Origin of the sequence: Streptomyces griseus, from assembly GCF_900460065.1 — a bacterium.
GTDB classification, from domain to species: Bacteria; Actinomycetota; Actinomycetes; order Streptomycetales; family Streptomycetaceae; genus Streptomyces; species Streptomyces griseus.
Window position 1 is genome coordinate 151,425 of the sequence record NZ_UAVD01000033.1, and the last position, 24,103, is coordinate 175,527.

At 73.0% G+C, this 24,103-nt stretch carries 21 protein-coding genes and 3 pseudogenes; 15 read left to right on the forward strand and 9 right to left on the reverse strand.

Annotated features, from left to right (window positions below; translation table 11 throughout):
- Nucleotides 1–22 precede the first annotated feature (22 nt).
- A complete protein-coding gene (locus DTB53_RS25005; protein WP_012382178.1) occupies nucleotides 23–682 on the forward strand; it encodes an MSMEG_1061 family FMN-dependent PPOX-type flavoprotein in 660 nt (219 codons plus the stop codon).
- A 168-nt stretch (nucleotides 683–850) separates the two neighbouring features.
- Here DTB53_RS25005 and meaB read toward each other — a convergent pair whose 3' ends face one another.
- Genes meaB through DTB53_RS25020 form a run of 3 tightly spaced genes read right to left on the reverse strand, consistent with a single transcriptional unit; the run spans nucleotide 851 to nucleotide 5,988 of the window.
- A complete protein-coding gene (gene meaB / locus DTB53_RS25010; RefSeq protein ID WP_012382179.1) occupies nucleotides 851–1,888 on the reverse strand; it encodes a methylmalonyl Co-A mutase-associated GTPase MeaB in 1,038 nt (345 codons plus the stop codon).
- Between the two features lie 12 nt (nucleotides 1,889–1,900).
- Nucleotides 1,901–4,126, reverse strand: a complete 2,226-nt coding sequence (gene scpA / locus DTB53_RS25015; protein WP_003971063.1) for a methylmalonyl-CoA mutase — start codon at nucleotides 4,124–4,126, stop codon at nucleotides 1,901–1,903.
- A complete protein-coding gene (locus tag DTB53_RS25020) occupies nucleotides 4,126–5,988 on the reverse strand; it encodes a methylmalonyl-CoA mutase family protein (RefSeq protein WP_012382181.1) in 1,863 nt (620 codons plus the stop codon). The genes scpA and DTB53_RS25020 overlap by 1 nt, the downstream gene beginning before the upstream one ends.
- Before the next feature lie 268 nt (nucleotides 5,989–6,256).
- On the opposite strand from DTB53_RS25020, the gene DTB53_RS25025 reads away from it, so the two are divergent.
- Nucleotides 6,257–6,775, forward strand: a complete 519-nt coding sequence (locus tag DTB53_RS25025) for a DUF6325 family protein (protein WP_012382182.1) — start codon at nucleotides 6,257–6,259, stop codon at nucleotides 6,773–6,775.
- 122 nt (nucleotides 6,776–6,897) lie between these two features.
- Nucleotides 6,898–7,695: a tyrosine-protein phosphatase gene (locus DTB53_RS25030; protein WP_012382183.1), complete on the forward strand. Its 798-nt coding sequence runs from the start codon at nucleotides 6,898–6,900 to the stop codon at nucleotides 7,693–7,695.
- Nucleotides 7,696–7,825: 130 nt separating this feature from the next.
- Here the strand turns inward: DTB53_RS25030 and DTB53_RS25035 are convergent, their stop codons facing one another.
- Nucleotides 7,826–8,362 (reverse strand): hypothetical protein, encoded by a 537-nt coding sequence (locus tag DTB53_RS25035; RefSeq protein ID WP_012382184.1) that lies wholly within the window; start codon nucleotides 8,360–8,362, stop codon nucleotides 7,826–7,828.
- Nucleotides 8,359–8,937 (reverse strand): hypothetical protein, encoded by a 579-nt coding sequence (locus DTB53_RS25040; protein ID WP_003971068.1) that lies wholly within the window; start codon nucleotides 8,935–8,937, stop codon nucleotides 8,359–8,361. Before DTB53_RS25040 ends, DTB53_RS25035 begins: the two co-directional genes overlap by 4 nt.
- A gap of 218 nt (nucleotides 8,938–9,155) precedes the next feature.
- On the opposite strand from DTB53_RS25040, the gene DTB53_RS25045 reads away from it, so the two are divergent.
- Complete coding sequence (locus DTB53_RS25045) at nucleotides 9,156–9,560, forward strand: DnaJ family domain-containing protein (protein WP_012382185.1); 405 nt, start codon at nucleotides 9,156–9,158, stop codon at nucleotides 9,558–9,560.
- Between the two features lie 30 nt (nucleotides 9,561–9,590).
- Nucleotides 9,591–10,088: a GNAT family N-acetyltransferase gene (locus tag DTB53_RS25050; protein WP_012382186.1), complete on the forward strand. Its 498-nt coding sequence runs from the start codon at nucleotides 9,591–9,593 to the stop codon at nucleotides 10,086–10,088.
- Between the two features lie 76 nt (nucleotides 10,089–10,164).
- On the opposite strand, the gene DTB53_RS25055 is transcribed toward DTB53_RS25050, so the two are convergent.
- Entirely contained in the window at nucleotides 10,165–10,545 is a 381-nt protein-coding gene (locus DTB53_RS25055) for a VOC family protein (RefSeq protein ID WP_003971071.1), read from the reverse strand.
- Nucleotides 10,546–10,751: 206 nt separating this feature from the next.
- On the opposite strand from DTB53_RS25055, the gene DTB53_RS25060 reads away from it, so the two are divergent.
- Complete coding sequence (locus tag DTB53_RS25060) at nucleotides 10,752–11,294, forward strand: DUF6328 family protein (RefSeq protein ID WP_012382187.1); 543 nt, start codon at nucleotides 10,752–10,754, stop codon at nucleotides 11,292–11,294.
- A 6-nt stretch (nucleotides 11,295–11,300) separates the two neighbouring features.
- On the opposite strand, the gene DTB53_RS25065 is transcribed toward DTB53_RS25060, so the two are convergent.
- Nucleotides 11,301–12,113 (reverse strand): VOC family protein, encoded by an 813-nt coding sequence (locus tag DTB53_RS25065; protein ID WP_003971073.1) that lies wholly within the window; start codon nucleotides 12,111–12,113, stop codon nucleotides 11,301–11,303.
- Between the two features lie 97 nt (nucleotides 12,114–12,210).
- Nucleotides 12,211–12,552 (reverse strand): DUF6479 family protein, encoded by a 342-nt coding sequence (locus DTB53_RS25070; protein ID WP_012382188.1) that lies wholly within the window; start codon nucleotides 12,550–12,552, stop codon nucleotides 12,211–12,213.
- Between the two features lie 229 nt (nucleotides 12,553–12,781).
- Here DTB53_RS25070 and DTB53_RS25075 point away from each other — a divergent pair, with 229 nt between their 5' ends.
- The 9 genes and pseudogenes from DTB53_RS25075 to DTB53_RS25110 all read left to right on the forward strand — a co-directional run bounded on the left by DTB53_RS25075 (nucleotide 12,782) and on the right by DTB53_RS25110 (nucleotide 22,768).
- On the forward strand, nucleotides 12,782–13,171 hold the full coding sequence (locus DTB53_RS25075; RefSeq protein WP_012382189.1) for a hypothetical protein: 390 nt from the start codon (nucleotides 12,782–12,784) through the stop codon (nucleotides 13,169–13,171).
- Nucleotides 13,172–13,231: 60 nt separating this feature from the next.
- Nucleotides 13,232–13,801, forward strand: a complete 570-nt coding sequence (locus DTB53_RS25080; protein ID WP_012382190.1) for a 2Fe-2S iron-sulfur cluster-binding protein — start codon at nucleotides 13,232–13,234, stop codon at nucleotides 13,799–13,801.
- A complete protein-coding gene (locus DTB53_RS25085; RefSeq protein ID WP_012382191.1) occupies nucleotides 13,798–14,799 on the forward strand; it encodes an FAD binding domain-containing protein in 1,002 nt (333 codons plus the stop codon). Before DTB53_RS25080 ends, DTB53_RS25085 begins: the two co-directional genes overlap by 4 nt.
- Nucleotides 14,800–14,950: 151 nt before the next feature.
- A pseudogene (locus DTB53_RS38125) lies at nucleotides 14,951–16,069 on the forward strand (xanthine dehydrogenase family protein molybdopterin-binding subunit); the annotation flags it as partial.
- Between the two features lie 96 nt (nucleotides 16,070–16,165).
- Nucleotides 16,166–17,050: pseudogene (locus DTB53_RS38130) on the forward strand (xanthine dehydrogenase family protein molybdopterin-binding subunit); the annotation flags it as partial.
- A 207-nt stretch (nucleotides 17,051–17,257) separates the two neighbouring features.
- Complete coding sequence (locus DTB53_RS25095) at nucleotides 17,258–17,716, forward strand: ATP-binding protein (protein WP_012382193.1); 459 nt, start codon at nucleotides 17,258–17,260, stop codon at nucleotides 17,714–17,716.
- 158 nt (nucleotides 17,717–17,874) lie between these two features.
- On the forward strand, nucleotides 17,875–19,287 hold the full coding sequence (locus tag DTB53_RS25100) for an NADP-dependent succinic semialdehyde dehydrogenase (RefSeq protein ID WP_003971080.1): 1,413 nt from the start codon (nucleotides 17,875–17,877) through the stop codon (nucleotides 19,285–19,287).
- A gap of 48 nt (nucleotides 19,288–19,335) precedes the next feature.
- Nucleotides 19,336–21,722: pseudogene (locus DTB53_RS25105) on the forward strand (phosphoketolase family protein).
- An 86-nt stretch (nucleotides 21,723–21,808) separates the two neighbouring features.
- Complete coding sequence (locus DTB53_RS25110) at nucleotides 21,809–22,768, forward strand: D-2-hydroxyacid dehydrogenase family protein (protein ID WP_012382195.1); 960 nt, start codon at nucleotides 21,809–21,811, stop codon at nucleotides 22,766–22,768.
- 126 nt (nucleotides 22,769–22,894) lie between these two features.
- On the opposite strand, the gene DTB53_RS25115 is transcribed toward DTB53_RS25110, so the two are convergent.
- On the reverse strand, nucleotides 22,895–24,010 hold the full coding sequence (locus tag DTB53_RS25115; protein ID WP_012382196.1) for a baeRF3 domain-containing protein: 1,116 nt from the start codon (nucleotides 24,008–24,010) through the stop codon (nucleotides 22,895–22,897).
- Between the last annotated feature and the right edge of the window lie 93 nt (nucleotides 24,011–24,103).

A 24,103-nucleotide genomic window follows, 5' to 3' on the forward strand; every position in this document is an offset into this window, starting at 1 on the left:
GCCGGGTCGTTAGGGTCGGGGCATGACGACGACACCGGCCGGCAGCGCCTTCGACTCGCTCCGTAGCGACGCGGTTTCGGACCAGGAGGCGTTGCGCCGGGCGTACGCGCTCCCGAGCGACGCGGCCCTGCGCAAGCAGATGACCGAACTAACCGATCAGGCGCGGCGGTTGATCGCCTGCTCGTCGCTGGTCCTGATCTCCAGCGTGGACGCCGGGGGGAACTGCGACGTCTCCCCGCGCGGGGGCCCCGCCGGGTTCGTGAGCGTCCTGGACTCCCGGACCGTGGCGATTCCGGACGCGACCGGCAACAAGCGCCTGGACACCCTGCAGAACGTCATCGCCACCGGACGGGCCGGGCTGCTGTTCCTCGTCCCGGGACGGACGACGACGCTCAGGGTGAACGGCCGGGCCTGCGTCTCCACCCGCCCGGAGCTCCTCTCCCAGCTGACCGCCGTGGGGAAGCCGCCGGTCAGCGCGCTGGTGGTGGGGATCGACGAGGTCTACCCGCACTGCCCCAAGTCGCTGATGCGCGCCGGGGCCTGGAAACCGGAGCAGTGGTTGCCCGCGGACGCCCAGCCGACCTCGGCCGAGGTGACGCTGGCCCAGCTGAGAATGCCGCACCTGACGATCGCCGACATCGAGCGGAACGAGGCGGAGTCGCTGAAATACCGGTACGAGTAGGAGATCGGCCCGACCCCCGGAGGCGGAAGCCGCCCCGGTCCGGCACGCGGATTCGACGGGGGAAGGGGGCGGCAGGCGGAGGGGGCGGGCGGCGTCCGAAACAGGCCGAGGCCCCGTCGTGGGACGGGGCCTCACCGCGCGCCGCCCCGGCGGGCGACGGCGACGGCCTCAGCCGGGTCCCTCCGCGACGCCGCCGTGACCTGCTCCGGCCCCGTGGGACTCGCCCCCGCGGAACACCCCGAGGATCTCCTCGGCGGCCAGCGTCGCCGTCAACGTGCCCTCCCGGACCCGCTGTTCGAGTTCGGGTGCGAGCTTCCGCACCGCCGGGTGGCTGTGCAGACTGTCCAGCAGGTCGTCGCGGACCATCGCCCACGTCCAGTCCACCTGCTGGTCGCGGCGCTTGGCCGCGAGCCGGCCGGTCGACTCCAGGAGCGTCCGGTGCTGCTCCAGCCGCTCCCACAGGGTGTCGAGGCCGCTCGACTCCCGCGCACTGCACGTGAGCACCGGGGGCGTCCAGGCCGCGTCCGCCGGATGCATCAGCCGCAGCGCGCCCGCCAGTTCGCGCGCGGCCGAGCGGGCGTCCCGCTCGTGCGGGCCGTCGGCCTTGTTGACCGCGATGGCGTCGGCCAGTTCCAGGACGCCCTTCTTGATGCCCTGCAACTGGTCGCCGGTACGGGCCAGCGTCAGCAGCAGGAACGTGTCGACCATGTTGGCCACCGCCGTCTCCGACTGCCCGACGCCCACCGTCTCCACCAGCACCACGTCGTAGCCCGCCGCCTCCATCACGACGATGGACTCCCGGGTCGCCTTCGCCACCCCGCCCAGCGTGCCCGCCGTGGGGGAGGGGCGGACGAAGGCGGCCGGGTCCACCGCGAGGCGCTCCATCCGGGTCTTGTCGCCCAGGATGGAGCCGCCCGTACGGCTGGAGGACGGGTCGACCGCCAGCACCGCCACCCGGTGCCCGAGCCCCGTGAGCATCGTGCCGAGCGCGTCGATGAACGTGGACTTGCCCACGCCGGGCACCCCGCTGATCCCGATCCGCCGGGCCGCCCCGGCGTGCGGCAGCAGTCGACTCAGCAACTGCTGTGCCAGCACCCGGTGTTCGGCTCGCGTCGACTCGACGAGCGTGATCGCGCGCGCCACGAACGCACGCTTCCCGTCGAGCACTCCCCGCACATAACCGTCGATGTCGATCTTCGCGGCCATCCGGTCAGCGGCTCACAGCTCGTGGCCGAGCGACGCGCCGAGCCGCGTCACCAGGTCGTGTGCCGCGTCCGGGATCACCGTCCCCGGCGGGAAGACCGAGGCGGCGCCCGCCTCGTGCAGCGCCTCGACGTCCTGCGGCGGAATCACCCCGCCCACCACGATCATGATGTCCTCGCGCCCCTCGGCGGCCAGCTCCTCGCGCAGCGCGGGCACGAGCGTGAGGTGTCCGGCCGCGAGCGAGGAGACGCCCACGATGTGCACGTCGGCCTCGACGGCCTGGCGCGCCACCTCGCCCGGCGTCTGGAACAGCGGGCCGACGTCCACGTCGAAGCCCAGGTCGGCGAAGGCCGTGGCGATCACCTTCTGGCCCCGGTCGTGCCCGTCCTGCCCCATCTTGGCGACGAGGATGCGCGGACGGCGGCCCTCCGCCTCCTCGAAGGCGTCGACCAGTGCGCGGGTGCGGTCCACCGAAGGGGACTCTCCTGCCTCTTTGCGGTACACACCGGAGATCGTACGGATCTGCCCGGCGTGCCGCCCGTACACCTTCTCCAGCGCGTCCGAGATCTCCCCGACCGTGGCCATCGCCCGCGCCGCGTCGACCGCCAGCGCCAGCAGATTGCCCTCCAGGCCCGGGCCCGGGTCACGCTCGGCGGCGGCCGTCAGGGCGCGCAGCGCCTCCTGGCACGCCACCTCGTCGCGCTCCTCGCGCAGCCGGCGCAGCTTCTCGATCTGCTGGGTGCGCACGGAGGAGTTGTCGACCTTGAGGACGTCGATCTCCTCGTCGGTCTCCACCCGGTACTTGTTCACCCCGATCACCGGCTGCCGCCCGGAGTCGATCCGCGCCTGCGTCCGCGCGGCGGCCTCCTCCACCCGGAGCTTGGGGATGCCCGCGTCGATGGCCTTCGCCATCCCACCGGCCGCCTCGACCTCCTCGATGTGCTGCCAGGCGCGCTCCGCGAGGTCCCGCGTCAGCTTCTCCACGTACGCGCTGCCGCCCCACGGGTCGATGACCCGGCAGGTGCCGGACTCCTGCTGGAGCAGGAGCTGCGTGTTGCGGGCGATCCGCGCCGAGAAGTCGGTGGGCAGCGCCAACGCCTCGTCCAGCGCGTTGGTGTGAAGCGACTGGGTGTGCCCCTGTGTCGCGGCCATCGCCTCCACACACGTGCGCGTCACGTTGTTGAACACGTCCTGCGCGGTCAGCGACCAGCCCGAGGTCTGCGAATGGGTGCGCAGGGAGAGCGACTTGGGGTTCTTCGGGTCGAACTGCCTCACCAGCCGGGCCCACAGGAGCCGGGCCGCCCGCAACTTGGCGACCTCCATGAAGAAGTTCATCCCGATCGCCCAGAAGAACGACAGGCGCGGCGCGAAGGCGTCGACGTCCAGGCCCGCCTCCCGCCCGGCGCGCAGGTACTCCACCCCGTCGGCGAGCGTGTACGCCAGTTCCAGATCGGCCGTCGCCCCGGCCTCCTGGATGTGGTATCCGGAGATCGAGATGGAGTTGTAGCGCGGCATCTTCTGCGAGGTGAACGCGAAGATGTCGGAGATGATCCGCATCGAGGGCGACGGCGGATAGATGTAGGTGTTGCGGACCATGAACTCCTTCAGAATGTCGTTCTGAATGGTCCCGGCCAGCTTCTCGGGCGGCACGCCCTGTTCCTCCGCCGCCACGATGTACAGCGCCAGCACGGGGAGCACCGCGCCGTTCATCGTCATCGACACCGACATCCGGTCCAGCGGAATGCCGTCGAACAACTGGCGCATGTCGTAGATCGAGTCGATCGCCACCCCGGCCATGCCGACGTCACCGGTCACCCGCGGGTGGTCGCTGTCGTAACCCCGGTGGGTGGGCAGGTCGAAGGCGACCGACAGCCCCTTCTGGCCGGCCGCGAGGTTGCGCCGGTAGAAGGCGTTGGACTCCTCGGCCGTGGAGAAACCGGCGTACTGACGGATCGTCCAGGGCTGGTTGACGTACATCGTCGGGTAGGGCCCGCGCAGATACGGGGCGATCCCCGGATACGAGTGCAGCGCGTCCAGGCCCTCCAGGTCCTCACCGGTGTAGAGCGGCTTGACCGTGATCCCCTCGGGCGTCTCCCAGAGGGGAGCCCCGGCGCCGTCGGCGGCCTTCGTCACGGCGGCCTGCCACTCCTCGGCGGAGCCGGCGGGCGGTGCGGCCGCGGTGAGCGGCACGTCGGAGAAGTCGGGGACGGAGGGTTTCCGGTCCGTGGGCGATGTGGGCATCACGCCACTCCCATGCGGTCGAGTACGGAGGTGAGAACGGCGACCGCGTCGCAGCCGGCGAAGACATGGGCGTCGACATCGGGGTACTCGCCGGGGCGCCCCGCGAGGAACACCCGCGCAGCGCCCGCCGACTTCAGCGCACCGGCCACCTGCTGCGCCTGCTCGGCGTACAGCGCGTCCGACGAGCACAGGACGGCGACCGTCGCCCCGGAGGCGGTCAGCGCGCCGGCGGCGGTGTCCGCGTCCACCGTCACCGGATCGTGGACCGCCTCGATCCCGCCCGCCCCGAAGAGGTTGACGGCGAAGGAGACCCGCGCGGTGTGCGCGGCGGCCGGACCGAGCGCCGCGACGAAGACCTTCGGGCGGCTCCCGGTCGCCGCGAGGTGTGCGTCGGAGCGGGCGCGCAGCGCCTCGAACGCCTCGTCGCGCCGGACCCGGGGCAATCCGCCCGGGGCGCCCGCGTACGCGTCGGGCGCGGGCTCGCGCTCCACCGGCCGCTCGCCGGGCATCGGGAACTCGCTCACCCCGGTGATCGGTTCCTTGCGACGGGCCAGCTTTGCGCTGCGCGTCGCCCAGGTGGCGGCGAGCCGTTCCGCGACCGTCCCGGAGCGCAGGGCCCCGGGCAGACCGCCGGCCCGCTCGGTTTCCTGGAAGAACGCCCAGGCGGCCGCGGCGAGTTCATCGGTCAGCCGTTCCACGTACCAGGAGCCGCCCGCCGGGTCGATGACCCGGGCCAGGTGCGACTCCTCCATGAGGATCGTCGAGGTGTTGCGGGCGATCCGCCGCGCGAACGCGTCCGGCAGGCCCAGCGCGTGGTCGAACGGCAGCACGGTCACGGAGTCCGCGCCGCCCACCCCCGCGCCCAGCGTGGCGAGCGTGGTGCGCAGCATGTTCACCCACGGGTCGCGGCGCGTCATCATCACCGGCGAACTGACGGCGTGCTGCCGCTGGGATCCGGCGGCGGGGGCCCCGGAGGCCTCGGCGACCCGTGCCCACAGCCGGCGGGCCGCGCGCAGCTTGGCGATGGTCAGGAACTGGTCGGCGGTGGCCGCGTAACGGAACTCCAGCTGCCCGCAGGCCGCTTCCACGCTCATCCCGGCATCGGTGAGAGCCCGGAGGTAGGCGACGCCGGTGGCCAGGGAGAGCCCCAGCTCCTCGCCGGCCGATCCGCCCGCCTCGTGGTACGGCAGCGCGTCCACGGCGATGGCCCGGATGCCCGGGTAGTCCGCGTCGCACACCCGCGCCCAGCGCACGGCGGGGGAGAGGTCGGCCGCTACACCGGTCCTGGCCTCGTGGCCGAGCGGGTCGGCCCCCAGTGTGCCGCGCGCCTCGCTCTTCGCGACGCCGCGTTCCCCGTACAGCCGCAGCAGCTCCGTCGCGGCGGCGTCCAGGTCCGCCGGAGCGTCGACGGCGAGGGGCGCGAGGTCGAGGTACACGCCCTCCAGCGCCCGGGCGAGCCCGTCGACGGGGACGCCCGCGGGGCCGCCCACGGTGAGCCAGAGGGAGGTGACGCCGTTCTCCAGATCGCCGAGCAGGGCCTCGTTGAGCCGGACGGGGTCGGTCAGGGTGTGGCGTTGGCGCACGTCCCAGCCGCCTGCCGCGTTCCCCTCGGCCCTGCTGCCCCGGGTGAACGGGGCGAAGCCGGGAAAGCCGGTGTCCGGCGTCTCGTCTTGCGCGGTGTAGAGGGGGCGGGTGGTGAGCCCGTCCTCCAGTGTGGTGGACAGCGCTTCCTCGGCGGCCGAGCCCGAGACTTCCTTGCCCGACTTGCGCAGTACGCCCTCTACGAGGGTCTGCCACTGGTCGTGGGAAGGGTCGGGAAACGCGGCGGTGGGAGAGAGCCCGTCAGCAGGCTGGACCGTCATGGTCAGATGCTAGGGCAGTGCGCCGAACCAGCAGCAGGGGCGCATGCTGTGACCTTGCCCTCTCGTTCAGGTACTTGATCCGTTACATACGGTCGCATAGTCGGCGTGGCGGGCGGGCGGCGGCAACACGACGGTGGTCGACATCGGGATGAATCGGGACAGTGATGCATATTATGTGCGAAGTTTCCTGATTTTTTATGTCATCCCTGGAATGCCGTATCCACCCCGGCGCCCCCCGTGGCCGCCGGGACACGGAGAGGACGCGACCGTGGCCGTCGGACCTGTGGAGTACCTCGTCATCGCCTTCCCGGGCAGTCGTTTCACCGGGGAGGTCGCCCCCGTGCTCGCCGAGGCCGTGTCGTCAGGAGCGGTACGGGCGGGCGATCTGGCCTTCGTGCGCAGGGCCGGGGACGGTGCGCTGGCCCCGGTGGACCTGCGGGAACTGGACCCCGAGGGAGTGGTTCCCGCTGATACGGCGGAGGGCGGGGCGGCCGCGGTCCTGGACGTGGAGGACGTCGAACGGCTGGACCGGGGAGTGCCCGCGGGCGATGTCGTGGCGATCGTCGTCAGGGAGGACCTGTGGACCACGCCGCTCGCCCGGACGGCCCGCGAGGCCGGCGGCGTGTTCGTCGCGCATGAGCGCCTCGGGGCCGGTGCGTCCGGTGACCGGGAGGTCGCGGGGGACGACATCATCACCCGGCTGGAGCGGCTCGCCGAACTGTGGAGGCGGGACGTCCTCACCGAGGCCGAGTTCGTGGAGCAGAAGACGAGGCTCCTGTCGGACTGACGTCCGGCCGACGCCCCCCGGGCGCCGCCCGGCGTACTCCGGTGGCGCTTTCCTTGCTGCATACGACGTTGATCCTGATATGTGGAACTCCTGGAATTCATCGGGGAAAGAGGCAGTTCATCGTGCAGACCGCCCGGACCGTTCCGGCCGCCACCGTTGTCAATCTGCGCGACCTGGGCGGTATCGCCCTGGGCCGTGACCGCCGGGTGCGGCAGGGCGTCCTGTTCCGCTCGGGTCAGCTGAGCGGGCTCGACCCGGCGAACGACCGCGCGGTGTCCGCGCTCGGCATCCGCACCGTCGTGGACCTGCGCACCGCCGACGAACGCCGGTGGGCCCCGGACCGGCTGCCGGACCGGGCCCGCCTCTTCGTCGCCGACGTGCTCGGCGACCACCCGGGTGTGGCGCCCGCCCGACTGCGGTCCCTGCTCGCCGACCCGATGGCGGCGGAACGGGCGCTGGGGGGCGGCAGGGCCGAGGAGCTGTTCGCCGAGACCTACCGGAAGATGGTCCTCTCGCCCGGCGCGGCGGCCGCCTACCGGGCCTTCCTGGAGACGGCCGCCGACCCCGGTGCGCGCCCGGTGATCTTCCACTGCACGGCGGGCAAGGACCGTACCGGCTGGGCGGCGGCCGTCCTGCTGATGCTCCTGGGGGCGGCCCGCGCGACCGTGCGGTCGGACTTCCTCGCGGTCAATCCCGCGGTACGGGCCGCCTTCGCCCCCGACGTGGCGAAGTTCCTGGACGGTGGCGGCGACCCCGCCGTCGCCGCGGCGATCGTCGAAGTCCGCCCCCGCTACCTGGATGTGGCCCTCGACGCGATGGACGAACGCTGGGGCGGCCTCGACGGCTATGTGCGCGACGGGCTGCGCGTACCCGACGCCGTACTGGAGCGGCTGCGCGACGGCCTGGTGATCCGGGGCTGATCGGGCCGGCGCGCGAGGCCGGGGGCACGGCCGGCGACGCGGTGCCGGGCACACGGAAAGGCGGCCGGTCCGGCCAAGGGGATCTCCTTGGCCGGACCGGCCGCCTTTCGACCTGCCGGAGCGGCCCCGACTACAGGCGCACGAGGCGTTCGGTCAGGTCGCGGTAGTGCTGGAGGGCGATCCGCAGATCCTCGGTCTCCGCGCCGGTGGCGGGGCCGCTCCCGTCCTTCCCCGCGCGCAGGCGCCGTCCGCGCTCCTCCAACAGGGTCCCGAGGCTCGCGACGACCTCGTCGAAGGTGGCGTCGGCCTCCCGCACCGCCCGCTGCGGGTCCTCCACGAAGCCGGTCACCGCCTGCTGGATCCGGGCGGCGTACGCCTCCCGCTCCTCGGGGGCGAACAGCGGCCCGCCGGGGTGCGGGCCGTTCTCGGCCGGCCCCGTGCCGGTGTCCGGTCCGGCCGGGGGAACCGCGTGACCCGGGTGTTCCGAGACCCCGGGGCCGGGACCGGGGACGGTACGGGGGTCCGCCCCGGTGGGGCCGGCCGGCTCCTCGCCCGTGACCGTCCTCGGAGCCGTCACCGGCTTGCCCGGGCCCCTCACGGGCGTACCCGTGTCGATGGGGCCCGCGCCCTCGGGCAGATCCGACGTTCCGTTCGGCGTCCGCGTCATGATGTACCGCGTCCCTTCACCAGATGGCTGTTGCTGTGCTCATGCCCCGACGAACCGTCCGCGAGGAGGACGTCGAAGAGACCGCGGGCCTCGACCAGTGCCTCCCGCATCTCCTCGGTGCTCACATCACCGCGACGGGCGGCGTGCACCCGGCGGTAGCCGTCGACGTGCGCGGCGTGGTGCACGGAGATCGCGTCCGTACGGTCCCGGAAGTCCTCGCCGCCCGGGAAGCCGCGCTCGCGCGACAGATCGGCCAGCAGCGCGTCGGCTTCGGTGAGCGACCGCTCCGGCGATTCCACGAACAGCTCCTGGGCGCTCGCCCAGCGGGCGGCGTACCGTGCGCGCGCCTCCTCGGTCAGCGGGCGCACGTCGAGGTGCCCGTGCCGCTTCACCCGCTCGCCGAGCTCCTGCTCGGCCGCCGCGGTGTCCCCGCCGTGCCGGGCGACCACACGGTCGTACTCCGGCCCGAAGCGGCCGCGCAGTCCCCTGCCGCCGGCCGTACGTCCACGCAGGAGGAAGAACGCGGCGACGGCCGCCACGGCGACCACGGCGATGATGATGATCGCTGTCGTCATGGCTACCTCCCCCGACGCTCATCGGCCGGTACACAGCTCTGCTGTCGCACAGTGGTCAACCCCTCTCGGTCCGAGCCCGGCCGACCGCCGGGCGATGCACAGGAGGTCGTGTACCCCCGGATTCCCGTTCGAGGCAGCGGTCTCCGCCGGAAGGGCTCCGGGCGGCGCCCCCTGTAGGGTGAAGGCGTCGGATCCGCGGCAGGTCGGAGGGGTGTGCGATGACGGAGCGCAAACCACCGGGAGTCAGTTTCGAGTCCTGGGTCGACCGGCAGATCCACGAGGCGGAGCAACGCGGCGACTTCTCCGCGCTCCCGGGCTTCGGCAAGCCGATCGCCGGCCTTGAACGCCCGTACGACGACGCCTGGTGGATCAAGCAGAAGATGCAGCGGGAGGGCGTGTCGATGCTGCCGCCCGCGCTGGCCCTGCGCAAAGAGGCGGAGGACGTCCCCGCCGCGGTGGCCGCGGCCCGCACCGAGTCCGAGGTGCGGCGCATCCTGACCGAGGTGAACGAGAAGATCGAGCGGGCGATCCGCAGGCCTCCCGAGGGGCCGCCGCTGCGGCTGACCCCCTTCGACGTGGACGGGACCGTCCGCCGCTGGCGCGAGGAGCGCCACCCGGCCTGAAGCCGCCACCCGGTGCCGCATACTCGTCGCATGGGATCAGGCGGGGCGGGACGGCGGCGCGGGCGGGCCCCGCGGCGTGCCGACGTGACGGTCCGCCGGGCCGCGGCGGGCGACGCCGGACGGCTGACCCGGCTCGTACGCACCTCGGGCGCGTACGAGGGTCCGTACGCCCCGATGGTCGAGGGCTACCGGGTCGGGCCGGACTACATCGAGGCACACCGGGTCTTCGTCGCCGAGGACGGCGGTACGGGCCGGATCCTCGGCTTCTACGCGCTGCTCCTCGACCCGCCGGAACTGGACCTGATGTTCGTCGCCGACTCGGCCCAGGGGCTCGGCGTCGGCCGACGACTCGCCGCCCATCTGCGCGAGGAGGCCGAGATCGCCGGGGTCACGAGCGTCCGGATCGTCTCCCACCCGCCCGCCGAGGGCTTCTACCGGAGCATCGGCGCCGAAGCCGTCGGCACGGTGCGTGCCGACCCCCCGAGCGTGATGTGGGATCGCCCCGAGCTTCTCCTCCGCATCGGCTGAGGCGTCCCGCCGGTCATGACCGGAGCCCGGCAGCGGTGCGCGGCCGGGCTCCGGTACGGGGTGCCTCAGGGGTCGGTCAGCCGCCGTACGGGCGGGTGATCAGCTCCATGCCATGGCCGCTCGGATCGGGGAAGTACACGCCCCGTCCGCCGTCGTTGTGGTTGATCTCCCCGGGAATCCTCTGATGGGGATCGGCGAAGAAATCGATCCCCAGGGCCTGGATCCTCGCGAAAGCGACGTCGAACTCCGCCTCCGAGATGAGGAAGGCGTAGTGCTGCGGAGTGATCGAAGCGGCGGGAATCGTCGCGAAATCCAGCGTGACGTTGTTCGCGAGGACGACCGGAATGAACGGCCCCCACTCCTCGCCGACCGTCAGATCCAGCAGATCCGCGAAGAATTCGGCGGACGCGCGATTGTCCTTGCAATGGACGATGGTGTGGTTCAACTCGACTGACACGGTGGAATGCCTCCAACGGGCATCTCACGGGCTACCTCCACGCCTCACCCGGCCGGTGACCGACGCGCGATGCCTTGCGGTGATCCTAGGCGTGCCACGCGGCCAGGTCGAGCGTGTTCGGAATGCCCCCGTGCCGCCGGGGCACTTGTAGTCCCGGATCGAACGTGTGTCTAGCGCCCGGTCGGGTCGAGACGAGGAGAACACCGATGACGGAGCCCCGGGGCAGAGGCCGGGAGGAGACCCATGAGGAGCGGGCCGACCGACAGTGGTCCGAACTCCTCCAGGAACTGCGCGTCGCCCAGACCGGAGTGCAGATCCTGTTCGGCTTCCTGCTCGCGGTGGTCTTCCAGTCGCGGTTCGAGGACCTGGGGGACATCGACCGGGACATCTATGTGGTGACCGTGATGCTGGGCTCCGCCACCGCCGCCGCGCTCATCGGCCCCGTCTCGTACCACCGGCTGCTGACCGGCCGCCGGATGAAGCCCGAGACGGTGATCTGGGCCTCCCGGATGACCGTCCTCGGCCTGGTGCTCCTCTTCTGCACCATGTGCTCGACGCTGCTGCTGATCCTTCGCGTGGCCCTGCACAACGAGACGGCCCTGTGGCTGGTCGGCGGGATGGCCCTGTGGTTCGTCGCCTGCTGGTTCGTCTTCCCGGTGTGGGCCCTGGCCCGGGGGCGCTCCGGCGGACGGGACACCGGGGACGAGCGAGGGGGGAAGCCGTCCGGCCGGGGGAGCGGCGCCGCCTGAGACGGGTCAGGCGGGGCTGCGCACGTCGGTCACCGCGAACAGCGCGCCGTCCGGATCCCGCAGGGTGACCTCGGTGCCCCCGAAGCCGGTGCGCTCCTCGACGAGGGAGCCGCCGTGCCGCCCGGCCGCGGAGACCGTCGCCGCCAGGTCCGCCACCGGGAACTGGACCTGCCAGTGCGGGCGCACCAGCGGGTCGGCCGCGGCCTCGACGGCCCCGGAGCTGATCCGGGCCAGCGGATGGCCCCCGCACCGCACGATGACCTCCTCGCCCTCGTACGCGACCTCGCAGCTCCCCGGCCGCCCGCTGGCCCAGTCGAGCACCTCGCCGTAGAAGATCGCCGCGTCGAAGGCGTTCCGGGTCCGCAGGCGCAGCCAGGAGTGCGCGTGGTCGTCGGGGGCCGGTGGCGACGTGGAGGGTTCGGTGCGCTCCCACAGGCCGAAGGCCGCCCCGTCGCGGTCCGAGGCCAGCACCCCGCGCCCCTTGCCGAGCGTCAGCGGGCCCACGGCCACGGTCCCGCTGCGCTCCCGGACCCGGGCGGCGGCCACGTTCGCGTCCTCCACCGCGAAGTACGGCGTCCAGGCCACCGCGACCTGGAACGCCGAGGAGACGGCGAAGAGGCCGGCCACCGGGACCTGGCCGCGGTAGGCGACCGAGAAGTCGGAGCCGAGGCGGCCGGGGCGGAACGACCAGCCCAGGACCTGGGAGTAGAACCGCTCGGCGGCCTCCCGCTGCCGCGTCATGAGGGTGACCCAGCACGGTGCGGCCGGCCCCGTCAGGGGCGCCGCCGAGGAGGCCGTACGGGGGTCGCTTCCGGTCATGGTCCACTGCCTTCCTCGGGGAGCGGCGTCCTGCCCGGCCGCTGCGGTCCAGCACCCAGCCTTGACCGGCCCGCCCGGTCCCGCAACGCGGGCCCGGTCAGCCGCGCGGCTGCTCCTCGTCGGGCGGCAGCGGACCGTTGCCGTGGTCCTTGAGCTCGTACGGGGACAGGGCGTGGCCGTCCGCGGGGAACCGGTCGGAGGCGTGCGGGTCGTGCTGTTCGACGTGGGTGCGCCCCTCCGGCTTCTGAGGCTGCTCCTCGGGCCGGGGCGGCGGTGGCTCGGCGTCGTGCTTGCGCTTGCTGAGGATGAAGCCGCCGATCAGCAGGGCGACGACGGCCAGCGCCACGATGGGCAGGACGGCCCCGAGGGCCCCCGAACTCGCCGCGTGCGGGACCCCGGCCGACACCTCGGCCGCGTTGACTGCGTTCTGAACATCCATGCAATGCGCATACCCCGGGAGAAGGGCATCAGTCAGCTATTCACAGCAATTCATGTTTTATGGGTATCTCAGGGGAAACGCGTTTCAAGACCGTGGGTCAGGACCGCCCTCCTGCCCGTCCTCCGGGAGCCCAAGCCCTCTTTTCGACGCTTCCCGTGTCGCCGTCGGCCGGACGCGGGGTCAGCCTGGAGTGGTCCCCAGGGCCGGCACGTCAGCGGAAGGAGTCACGGTGAACAGCACCCCCGAACAGAGCGGCGAGGATCATCCGGCGGACCGGGAGGTGGTGGTCTCGCTCAGCCGCTGCGACTCACGGGACGCGCGGACCGTGTTCGACGTGCTCGCCACCGCCTTCGCCTCGGACCACCCGATGGGCGAGACCCCCGTGCGGGCCTCGGGCCCCCGCCCGACCGTCTGGGTCACCACCGTGGACGTGTCGCAACCGCGGGCGGCCGCCACCCCGGCCCGCCTCACCGAACCGGTCACGGTGGAGGCCCAGGGCGGCTACCGGGCCGTCGACCGGCTGCGGACCCACCTCGCCGGCGCCTTCGCGGTGAGCGTCGTCGGCACGGCCGCCGGAGACCAGGAGCAGGAGGTCAGGCTGCGGCTGGAGAGCCGCTGACGGCACGGACGACACCACGACCGGGGTGACCCACCCCGCGGCGAAGCGAAAGGCGCGCGCATGGATTCCCTTGCTCTGGGGGCCGACCTCGAACCGGAACCGGTCGTCGACGAACACTCCACCGTGACCCTGCACGTCAACGGTGATCCGACGACCCTGACCGTCGACCACCGCACCACGGTCCTGGAGACGCTGCGGGAGAGCTTCGAGCTCACCGGGGCCAAGAAGGGCTGCGACCACGGCCAGTGCGGGGCCTGCACGGTCCTCGTCGACGGGCGGCGGGTCAACAGCTGCCTGCTGCTCGCCGTAGCCCAGGACGGCGCCACGATCACCACCGTGGAGGGGCTCGCCGACGGCGAGAGCCTGCACCCGGTGCAGCGGGCGTTCGTCGAGCGGGACGCCCTCCAGTGCGGCTTCTGCACCCCGGGCCAGATCTGCTCGGCCGTGGGCATGCTCCGCGAGGCCGCCGACGGACACCCCTCGCACGTCACCGGACCGGACACCGCCGCCGGACCGGCCGGTCCCGTCGCGCTCGACGCGGACGAGATCCGCGAGCGGATGAGCGGCAACCTCTGCCGGTGCGGGGCCTACCCCCGGATCGTCGAAGCCATCGAGGACGTGATCGAGTGAAACCGTTCGGCTATGTGCGCCCCGCCTCCACCGACGAGGCCGTCCGGCTGTGCGCCGAGGGCGCCGGCGCCCGTTTCCTCGGCGGCGGCACCAACCTGGTGGACCTGATGAAACTCGGCGTGGAGACGCCCCGGGTCCTCGTCGACGTCTCCGGGCTGCCGCTGGACCGTGTGACCCGGACGGCCGACGGCGGCCTGGGCATCGGCGCCACCGTGCGCAACAGCGACCTGGCCGCCCACCCCGAGGTGACGGAGCGCTATCCCGTGCTGTCCCAGGCGCTGCTGGCCGGGGCCTCCGGACAACTCCGCAACTCCGCCACCACCGGCGGCAACCTGCTCCAGCGCACCCGGTGCCGCTACTTCCAGGACGTCTCCAAGCCCTGCAACAAACGGCTCCCCGGCTCCGGCTGCCCCGCACGCGCGGGCACCCACCGCGACCTCGCGATCCTCGGGCACTCACCGGAGTGCGTGGCCACCAACCCGTCCGACATGGCCGTGGCGCTGGCCGCGCTCGACGCCACCGTGGTGCTCCTGGGGCCCGAGGGCGAACGGGCCGTCCCCCTCACCGAGTTCCACCGCCTGCCGGGGGAGAACCCCGACCAGGACACCGTGATCCGGCCTGGCGAACTGATCACCGAGGTGGTGCTCCCGCCGCCCGCGCCCGGGGCCGCCTCCCGCTACCGCAAGGCCCGCGACCGCGCCAGTTTCGCCTTCGCGCTCGTCTCCGTCGCCGCCACGCTCCGGGTGGCGGCCGGACGGGTGGAACACGTCACGCTCGCGTTCGGCGGTGTCGCCCACCGGCCGTGGCGAGCCCGCAGGGCCGAGGCCGAACTGCGCGACGCCCCGGCCACCCCCGCCGCCTTCCAGCACGCCCTGATCGCCGAGCTCGCCGAGGCGCGTCCGCTGCGCGACAACGCGTTCAAGGTGGACCTCGCCCGTCGCCTCGCCCTCGACGTGCTCGGCGAACTCACCGAGCGGCAGCCGACCCGGACCGGCTGACCCGGCGGTCTCCGCCGACGCCGCCCCCCGCCGTCCCCCTGAGCCCGGTCCGGGCGGGCCGCCCCCGTCCGGACCGGATGACCTCGCCGTCCCGGCTGCCCCGCGGACACCGGCCGCCCTCCCGCACCAACGACCCCCGAGGATCCCCGCCATGACCACGCAAGCCCCGCAGTTCCCCGGTGCGCCCGTCGTCCGCAGAGAGGCCCGGGAGAAGGTCACCGGCACCGCCCGCTACGCGGCCGACCGCGCGCCCTCCGGCTGCCTGTACGCCTGGACCGTCCCGGCCGCCGTCGCGGCCGGACGCGTCACCGCCGTACGGGCCGTCGACGCCCTCGCCGTACCCGGCGTCCACACCGTCCTCACCCACGACAACGCGCCTCGCCTCCAGGAGCCCGACGACCCGATCCTCGCCGTGCTCCAGGACGACCGGGTCCCGCACCACGGCTGGCCGATCGCCCTCGTCATCGCGGAGTCCCTGGAGGCCGCCCGGACAGGGGCCGGGGAGCTCCACGTCGAGTACGCGCGCGACGAGCACGACGTGACCCTCACCGACGACCACCCCGGCCTCTACACACCCGAGGAGGCCAACGCCGGCGCACCCGCCGTCCGGGTCCGCGGCGACGCCGAACGGGCCCTGGCCGCTTCGCCCGTCCAGATCGACGCCACATACCGGATGGGCGCGCTGCACAACCACCCCATGGAGCCGCACGCCGCCACCGCCGTGTGGGCCGAGGGGCGCCTCACCGTCCACGACTCCAGCCAGGGCTCCACCAAGGTCCGCGAGAGCCTGGCCCAGGCCTTCGGCCTGGCCCCGGACGCGGTCACCGTGGTCTCCGAGCACGTCGGCGGGGGCTTCGGCTCGAAGGGCACCACCCGCCCCCAGGGGATTCTGGCCGCCATGGCCGCCCGGCACACCGGACGTCCCGTCAAGCTCGTCCTCCCCAGGGCCCAGCTCCCCGAGGTCGTCGGACACCGCGCCCCCACGATCCAGCGAGTCCGGCTCGGCGCGGACCTCGACGGCGTGCTCACCGCCGTCAGCCACGAGGTGGTCACCCAGACCTCCACCGTGAAGGAGTTCGTCGAGCAGGCCGCCGTGCCCGCCCGCGTCATGTACGCCTCGCCGAACAGCCGCACCGGCCACCGGGTGGTCGCCCTCGACGTCCCCAGCCCTTCCTGGATGCGCGCCCCGGGGGAGGCCTCCGGGATGTACGCCCTGGAGTCCGCCATGGACGAACTGGCCTCCGCGCTCGGCCTGGACCCCGTGGAGCTGAGGCTGCGCAACGAACCGGAGACCGAACCTGACAGCGGTCTCCCCTTCAGCAGCCGCGGCCTCGCCGCCTGTCTGCGCGACGGTGCGGCCCGGTTCGGCTGGCACGACCGCGACCCCCGCCCCGCCGCCCGCCAGGAGGGCCGCTGGCTCATCGGTACGGGCGTGGCCTCGGCGACGTACCCCGTCCTCGTCTCCCGGTCCACGGCGACTGCCCACGCCGCCCCGGACGGCGCCCTGCGCATCCGGGTCAACGCCACCGACATCGGCACCGGGGCCCGCACCGTCCTGGCCCAGATCGCCGCCGACGCGCTCGGCGTCGCCCCGGAGGCCGTCCAGGTCGACATCGGCTCCACCGACCTGCCCGCCGCCCCGCTGGCCGGCGGCTCCTCCGGCACCGCCTCCTGGGGCTGGGCCGTGCACAAGGCCGCCGCCGACCTCGCCGCCCGCCTCGCCGAGCAGTCCGGGCCGCTCCCCGCCGAGGGGATCACCGCCACCGCCGACACCGAGCAGGAGACCGCCGAGGAGCCCCCGTACGCCCGGCACGCCTTCGGCGCGCACTTCGCCGAGACCGCCGTCGACGCCGTCACCGGCGAGGTGCGCGTCCGCAGACTGCTCGGCGTGTACGCCGCCGGGCGGATCCTCAACGCGCGCACCGCCCGCTCGCAGTTCACCGGCGGCATGGTGATGGGCATCGGCATGGCCCTCACCGAGGGCTGCGGCATCGACCCCGCCTTCGGCGACTTCACCGCCAAGGACCTCGCCTCCTACCACGTGCCCGTCTGCGCCGACACCGCCGACATCCAGGCCCACTGGATCGAGGAGGACGACCGCCACCTCAACCCGATGGGCAGCAAGGGCATCGGCGAGATCGGGATCGTCGGCACCGCCGCCGCCATCGGCAACGCGGTCCGCCACGCCACCGGCGCCCGGCTGCGCGAACTGCCCCTCACCCCGGACACCTTGCTGCCCTACCTGCTGTGACCCACCGGCGCCCGGACACCGCGCCCGGACACCTCTCCCACCAGCAAGGAAGGGCCAGCTGTTGCGCGTCCGGCGTACCCGGCGCACCCTGATGAGTGACCCAGAAGTGATCAGTGCTCACGATCCGTGTCCGGGGGTCGCTCGTACGACGGGGTGAAAGTACGACGGGGTGAAGGCGCGTGGGCCTCGTGGTGAGGAGCCTCGACGATGACCGTTCCACTCGACCGGCACTACTCGGTCGAACTGCAGGTGTCGGCAGAGCGCGTTTCCCAGGTGCGGCGGATCGTCGCCGCGCACCTTCGTCACTGGAGTCTCGACCTGCACGTCCGGCCGGTGTGCCGGGCCCTGGACGAGCTCCTGACCAACGTCCACCGGCATGTCGGCGACGGCGACACCTGTCTCCTCGAACTCCGCTGGACCGGGCGGCACGTGACCGCCTCCGTCGCGGACGGCAGTTCCCGGATGCCCCGGCTGCTGCCGGCCGGCGGCGGGCTGAGCCGGGTCATGGCCCTGAGCGACAGCTGGGGCACCTGCCGGACCACGGACGGCAAGGTGGTCTGGTTCACCCGCTACGCCGAGGCGCCGCTGCCCGCGGGCCTGCTCCCCAACGCCCCGCTGCCCGGCGTCCGCACCGCCCGCCGCGCTCCCCGGGTGGCGCTCGTGTAACCGCCCCGCAGGGCGGACAGCGAACCCCGGCCGACGCGGAACGTGCCCCGGCACGCATGATCCGCGCAGGCCGGGTACGCGCGGGGGAGGGGGAGCCACGTCGCACGGACCGGTGCGGCGCGGCACGGTCGGAGTACCCATGCAAGGAGGCCACTGCCATGCCCATCGCGACGGTCAACCCCGCGAACGGCGAACTGATCAGGTCTTTCGACGCCCTCGGCGAGGACGAGACCGAACGCAGGATCGCCGCCGCCGCGGAGACCTTCCGCCAGTACCGCACCACCCCCTTCGAACAGCGGGCCGCCTGGCTGAACCGGGCCGCCGACCTCCTCGACGAGGACCGCGACGCCATCGCCCGCACGATGACCCTCGAGATGGGCAAACCCGTCACGGCCGCCCGCGCGGAGGCCGCCAAGTGCGCGAAGGCGATGCGCTGGTACGCCGACCGCGCCGAGGGGCTGCTCGCCGACGAACACCCGGACCCCGACGACGCGCGGGACTCCGGCGCCTCCCGCGCGCTGGTCCGCTACCGCCCGCTCGGCGTCGTCCTCGCCGTGATGCCGTGGAACTTCCCGCTCTGGCAGGTGGTGCGCTTCGCCGCACCCGCCCTGATGGCGGGCAACGTCGGACTTCTCAAGCACGCGTCGAACGTGCCCCAGACCGCCCTCTACCTGGAAGACCTCTTCCACCGCGCGGGTTTCCCCGCCGGCTGCTTCCGTACCCTCCTGATCGGATCGGGCGCCGTAGAGGCGGTCCTCCGCGACCCGCGCGTCGCCGCCGCCACCCTCACCGGCAGCGAACCCGCCGGCCGTGCCGTCGCCGCCACCGCGGGCGACGAGATCAAGAAGACCGTGCTGGAACTCGGCGGCAGCGACCCCTACCTGGTCCTGCCCTCGGCCGACGTGGCGAAGGCCGCCGCCACCGCCGTCACCGCCCGCGTCCAGAACAACGGCCAGTCCTGCATCGCCGCCAAGCGCTTCATCGTGCACGCCGACGTCTATGACGCGTTCGCCGAGCGCTTCACCGCGGGCATGCGCGCCCTGACCGTCGGCGACCCGCTGGAGGAGGGCACCGACATCGGACCGCTCTCCAGCGAACAGGGCCGCACCGACCTGGAGGAACTCGTCGACGACGCCCTCGGGCGCGGGGCCGAGGCACTGTGCGGCGGACGCCGCCCCGACAAGCTCGGCGGCGGCCTGGAGAACGGCTGGTTCTACGAGCCCACCGTCCTCGCCTCCGTCACCACCGCCATGCGCGTCCACCGCGAGGAGACCTTCGGCCCGGTCGCCACCCTCTACCGGGTCGCCGACCTCGACGAGGCGATCCACCTGGCCAACGACACCCCTTTCGGCCTCAGCTCCAACGTCTGGACCCGCGACCCCGGCGAACAGGAGCGCTGCGCCCGCGACCTGGAGGCCGGCGGCGTCTTCTTCAACGGGATGACCGCCTCGCACCCGGCCCTGCCCTTCGGCGGGATCAAGCGCTCCGGCTACGGCCGTGAGCTGGCCGGACACGGCATCCGCGAGTTCTGCAACGCCACCACGCTCTGGTACGGGCCCGAGGCGTCCTGACATCCCCCGCCCCCGTGTGCGCCCGACACCCGACGAGGAGACCGCTCCGTGAGCGACACCCGCACCCCCTCCGATCCCCCCGTGCTCTCCGACGACGAACTCTCCGCGCTCGACGCGCACTGGCGCGCGGCCAACTACCTCGCGGTCGGCCAGATCTACCTCATGGCCAACCCCCTGCTGACCCGGCCGCTCGTCCCCGAGGACATCAAGCCGCGGCTGCTCGGCCACTGGGGCACCTCGCCGGGGCTCAATCTCGTCCACACCCACCTCAACCGGGTGATCAAGGACCGCGACCTGAACGCCCTGTGCGTGTGGGGGCCCGGCCACGGGGGACCGGCCGTCCTCGCCAATTCCTGGCTGGAGGGCAGCTACTCCGAGACCTACCCGGACGTCGGCCGGGACGCCGAGGGCATGGGACTGCTGTTCAAACAGTTCTCGTTCCCCGGCGGCGTGCCCAGCCACGTCGCCCCCGAGACGCCCGGCTCCATCCACGAGGGCGGCGAACTCGGCTACTCCCTGGCCCACGCCTACGGAGCCGCCTTCGACCACCCGGACCTCGTGGTGGCCTGCGTGATCGGCGACGGCGAGGCCGAGACGGGGCCGCTCGCCGCCTCCTGGCACGGAAACAAATTCCTCGACCCGGTCCACGACGGGGCCGTCCTGCCCATCCTCCACCTCAACGGCTACAAGATCGCCAACCCGACGGTCCTCGCCCGCATCCCCGAGGACGAGCTCGACCGGCTGCTGCGCGGCTACGGCCACGACCCCTGTTCGTCACGGGCGACGACCCGGCCACCGTCCACCGGGCACTCGCCGCCGCCCTGGACACCGCCCTGGACCGGATCGGCGCCTACCAGCGGGCCGCCCGCGAGGACAGCGCGACCGAGCGCCCCGACTGGCCCATGATCGTGCTGCGCACCCCCAAGGGCTGGACCGGACCCGAGGAGGTCGACGGAGTCCCCGTCGAGAACACCTGGCGCTCCCACCAGGTCCCGCTCCCCGGCGTCCGCGAGAACCCGGAACACCTGCGGCAACTGGAGGCCTGGCTGCGCTCCTACCGGCCCGCCGAACTCTTCGACGCCGACGGCCGCCCCACCGAACGGGTCCTCGCCCGCGTCCCCGAGGGAGCGGCCCGCCTCGGCTCCACCCCGTACGCCAACGGCGGGCTGCTCCTGCGCGACCTCCCGCTGCCCGACCCGGCGGACCACGCCGTACGGGTCGACCGGCCCGGCACCACCCTCCACGAACCGACCAAGGTGCTCGGCGGCCTCCTGGAGAGCGTCATGGCCGCCACCGCGGACCGCAGGGACTTCCGCGTCGTCGGCCCCGACGAGACCGCCTCCAACCGGCTGGACGCCCTCTACCGGGCCACCGGCAAGGCCTGGCAGGCCGGCACCCTGCCCACCGACGAACACCTCGCCCACGACGGCCGGGTGATGGAGGTGCTCTCCGAACACCTCTGCCAGGGCTGGCTGGAGGGGTACCTCCTCACCGGACGGCACGGACTCTTCTCCAGCTACGAGGCGTTCGCCCACATCGTCGACTCCATGGTCAACCAGCACATCAAATGGCTGCGCACCTCGCGGCGGCTGCCCTGGCGGCGGCCCATCGCCTCGCTCAACTACCTGCTCACCTCACATGTCTGGCGCCAGGACCACAACGGCTTCTCGCACCAGGACCCCGGCTTCGTCGACCACATCCTCAACAAGAGCCCCGAGGTCGTCCGCGTCTACCTCCCACCGGACTCCAACACCCTGCTCTCCGTCGCCGACCACGTGCTGCGCAGCCGGGACTACGTCAACGTGATCGTGGCCGGCAAACAGCCGACCTTCGACTGGCTCACACCGCGGGAGGCCCGAGGCCACTGCGCGCGCGGGGCCGGGGCCTGGGAGTGGGCCGGGACCGAGGACGGGAGCCGGGAACCGGACGTGGTCCTCGCCTGCGCCGGGGACGTACCCACGCAGGAGACCCTGGCAGCGGCGGACCTGATCCGGCGCCACCTCCCGGAGCTCGCCCTGCGTGTGGTCAACGTGGTCGACATCGCCCGCATGATGCCCGACACCGAGCATCCGCACGGCATGCCGGACGCCGAGTACGACGCCCTGTTCACCCGCGACAGGCCGGTGATCTTCGCCTACCACGGCTACCCGTGGCTGATCCACCGGCTCGCCTACCGCCGCCACGGCCACGCCCACCTCCATGTGCGCGGCTACAAGGAGGAGGGCACCACGACCACGCCGTTCGACATGGTCGTCCGCAACGACCTCGACCGCTACCGGCTGGTCATGGACGTCATCGACCGGGTGCCCGGTCTCGGCGTCCGCGCCGTCGCCGTACGCCAGGAGATGGCGGACGCCCGCACCCGCCACCACGCGTGGATCCGCGAACACGGCACGGACCTGCCGGAGGTCGTCGACTGGACATGGGGCGGCTGACGGCACCGCCCACCGGGCCCCGGTTCCGGCCCTCGGAGCGATGAGCGATCATGGGCGGCGAACCGAGACCCGTCGGAGAGGCCGCCATGAAGCTGCGCTGTGCCGTGATCGAGGACTTCCAGTCCGTCGCCACCACCGTCGTCGACTGGTCACCCGTGACCGACGAGGTCGAGGTCGTGACCTTCACCGAGCACCTCGCCACCGAGGACGAGGCGGCGGCGGCCCTCGCCGACTTCGACCTCGTGGTCACCCTGCGCGAGCGGGTTCCGTTCCCGGCGGAGCTGTTCGCCCGGCTGCCCCGGCTACGGCTCCTCGTCGCCTCCGGCATGCGCAACTCCGTCATCGACCTCGACGCCGCGCGACGGCACGACGTCGTCGTCTGCGGCACCGCCAGCTCCTCCACCCCGCCCGTCGAGCTGACCTGGGCGCTGCTCCTCGGCCTGGCGCGGGGCATCGTCCCCGAGGCCCAGGCCCTGCGCACGGGCGGCCCCTGGCAGTCCACCCTCGGCGCCGATCTGCACGGGCGGACGCTCGGGCTGCTGGGACTCGGGAAGATCGGCGGCCGGGTGGCCCGGGTGGGTCTCGCCTTCGGCATGGACGTCCTGGCATGGAGTCAGAACCTCACGGAGGAACGTGCCCACGAGGCCGGGGCCGCGCGGGCGGCCTCCAAGGAGGAACTGCTGGCCTCCAGCGACTTCGTCTCCGTCCACCTGGCGCTCGGTGAGAGGACCCGGGGCCTGATCGGCGCGGCCGAACTCGCCCTGATGCGCCCGACCGCGTACCTGGTCAACACCTCCAGGGCGGCGCTCGTCGACACCGACGCCCTGCTCGCCGCCCTGGACGCCGGAGTCATCGCCGGGGCCGCGACCGACGTGTTCGACATCGAGCCGCTCCCGGCCGGCCACCCGGTCCGCACGGCGCCGGGCCTGCTGGCCACCCCCCACCTGGGCTATGTGTCGCGCGCCAACTACGCGACCTACTACGGCCAGGCCGTGGAGGACATCAGGGCGTTCCTCGACGGGCAGCCGGTCCGCCGCCTGGGCTGACGGGGGAAGGCCCCGACAGCGCCGCGGACCGGCGCTCCGTACCCGTTCTGGCGAGGCGACCGGCGGCGCCACCGGCCCGCACTCCGGCCCGGCGCCACCGACCCGCACTCCGGCCCGGCACTCCGGTCAGTAGCGCAGCGCCGCCGCGATCCGGCCGTGGTCCGCCAGCGAACCGTCCTCGACGAAGACCACATCGGCGCCGCTGTCCAGCGCGGCCTCGACCAGTTCGTCGACGATGTCCTCGCGGATCGTCCCGTCCGCGCTCTGCGTGCTCCCCTCGGGCACCGGCTCCAGGTGCTCATCGGTCACCCTGACGGCCGTCTGGAAGTGCTCCTCCACCGCGACCAGCCCCGCCCGGCCCTCGCGGACGGCGGCCCACACCTCGTCGAGCCCGCCGGCGAAGGAGTGGGCGCTGCGGGCGTTGTCGAGCCTGGTCTCCACCTCGGCCGCCGCCCGGTGTGCGCCCTCGTCGAGGGCGGGCCGCAACTCCTTGAGCACCTCGGCGGGCGACAGGTCGGCCGGAGCGCCCTTGGTGACCCGTCCGACGGCGGATCCGGAGCTCTCGCCGACCTCGTCCAGCAGGGCCAGGGCCGGGGCGAGGCCCATCAGATACAGGGGGCGCGGGTCGTCGGCCAGCACGGTGCGCAGCTTCTCGTCGACATCGCGGAAGAAGTTCCGCGTCTCCTCGTCGCTGAAGGTGCTCGGGGTGTCCCCGATCCGCTCCTCGCGCTGCGGGTTCGGCGGTTCCTTCGGCGCGGTCAGCGGGAAGCCGCCCACCTCCTCCCGGCGGATGCCGTCGGCCGTGCCGATCCACAGGGTCGCGTGGTCGGCGGCGACCGTCAGCGCCCGGAAGGGCCGGGTCTGGGCCCTGGCGGCGACGAGGTTGCGGGTGAGGTAGGTGTCGCTGAGCACCACCCGTTCGGGTGCGGTGCGCGGAAGCTGCCAGATCCAGTACTCGTCGGTGGTGGCGAGGAGCACCAGGGAGTCCATCGCCGCGCGGGGGTCCACCTCGGCCGCCGCCCGCTCCAGCTGGTGCACGAGGGCGGCCCGGACCTCGCGGCTGACCTGCGGATCGGCTTCGAGGCGGTGCCCTGCCTCGGCGACCAGGTTCCGCAGGCGGACCGGGTCCTGGGCGTTGTCCGGGGCCGTGCGGTGGGTCGGCATGGTCAGGGACAGGGCCGGATAGGGCCGGGTCGCCCGCAGCTCCCGCAACAGGTCGGCGGTCAGGGCGTCCGTATCCATCGTTCCCTCCCGGGGCTAGAACCCGCTCCCGTATGAAGCGGATGCTTCGACGAGTCAATTCATACCTTTTGATCCTAATATGAGCGAGTTGTT

Coding starts and splice junctions, on each gene's coding strand:
- DTB53_RS25005 (WP_012382178.1), top strand. CDS start 23: ATGACGACGACACCGGCCGGCAGCGCCTTCGACTCGCTCCGTAGCGAC.
- meaB (WP_012382179.1), bottom strand. CDS start 1,888: ATGGCCGCGAAGATCGACATCGACGGTTATGTGCGGGGAGTGCTCGAC.
- scpA (WP_003971063.1), bottom strand. CDS start 4,126: ATGCCCACATCGCCCACGGACCGGAAACCCTCCGTCCCCGACTTCTCC.
- DTB53_RS25020 (WP_012382181.1), bottom strand. CDS start 5,988: ATGACGGTCCAGCCTGCTGACGGGCTCTCTCCCACCGCCGCGTTTCCC.
- DTB53_RS25035 (WP_012382184.1), bottom strand. CDS start 8,362: ATGACGCGGACGCCGAACGGAACGTCGGATCTGCCCGAGGGCGCGGGC.
- DTB53_RS25040 (WP_003971068.1), bottom strand. CDS start 8,937: ATGACGACAGCGATCATCATCATCGCCGTGGTCGCCGTGGCGGCCGTC.
- DTB53_RS25045 (WP_012382185.1), top strand. CDS start 9,156: ATGACGGAGCGCAAACCACCGGGAGTCAGTTTCGAGTCCTGGGTCGAC.
- DTB53_RS25050 (WP_012382186.1), top strand. CDS start 9,591: ATGGGATCAGGCGGGGCGGGACGGCGGCGCGGGCGGGCCCCGCGGCGT.
- DTB53_RS25060 (WP_012382187.1), top strand. CDS start 10,752: ATGACGGAGCCCCGGGGCAGAGGCCGGGAGGAGACCCATGAGGAGCGG.
- DTB53_RS25065 (WP_003971073.1), bottom strand. CDS start 12,113: ATGACCGGAAGCGACCCCCGTACGGCCTCCTCGGCGGCGCCCCTGACG.
- DTB53_RS25070 (WP_012382188.1), bottom strand. CDS start 12,552: ATGGATGTTCAGAACGCAGTCAACGCGGCCGAGGTGTCGGCCGGGGTC.
- DTB53_RS25080 (WP_012382190.1), top strand. CDS start 13,232: ATGGATTCCCTTGCTCTGGGGGCCGACCTCGAACCGGAACCGGTCGTC.
- DTB53_RS25095 (WP_012382193.1), top strand. CDS start 17,258: ATGACCGTTCCACTCGACCGGCACTACTCGGTCGAACTGCAGGTGTCG.
- DTB53_RS25100 (WP_003971080.1), top strand. CDS start 17,875: ATGCCCATCGCGACGGTCAACCCCGCGAACGGCGAACTGATCAGGTCT.
- DTB53_RS25110 (WP_012382195.1), top strand. CDS start 21,809: ATGAAGCTGCGCTGTGCCGTGATCGAGGACTTCCAGTCCGTCGCCACC.
- DTB53_RS25115 (WP_012382196.1), bottom strand. CDS start 24,010: ATGGATACGGACGCCCTGACCGCCGACCTGTTGCGGGAGCTGCGGGCG.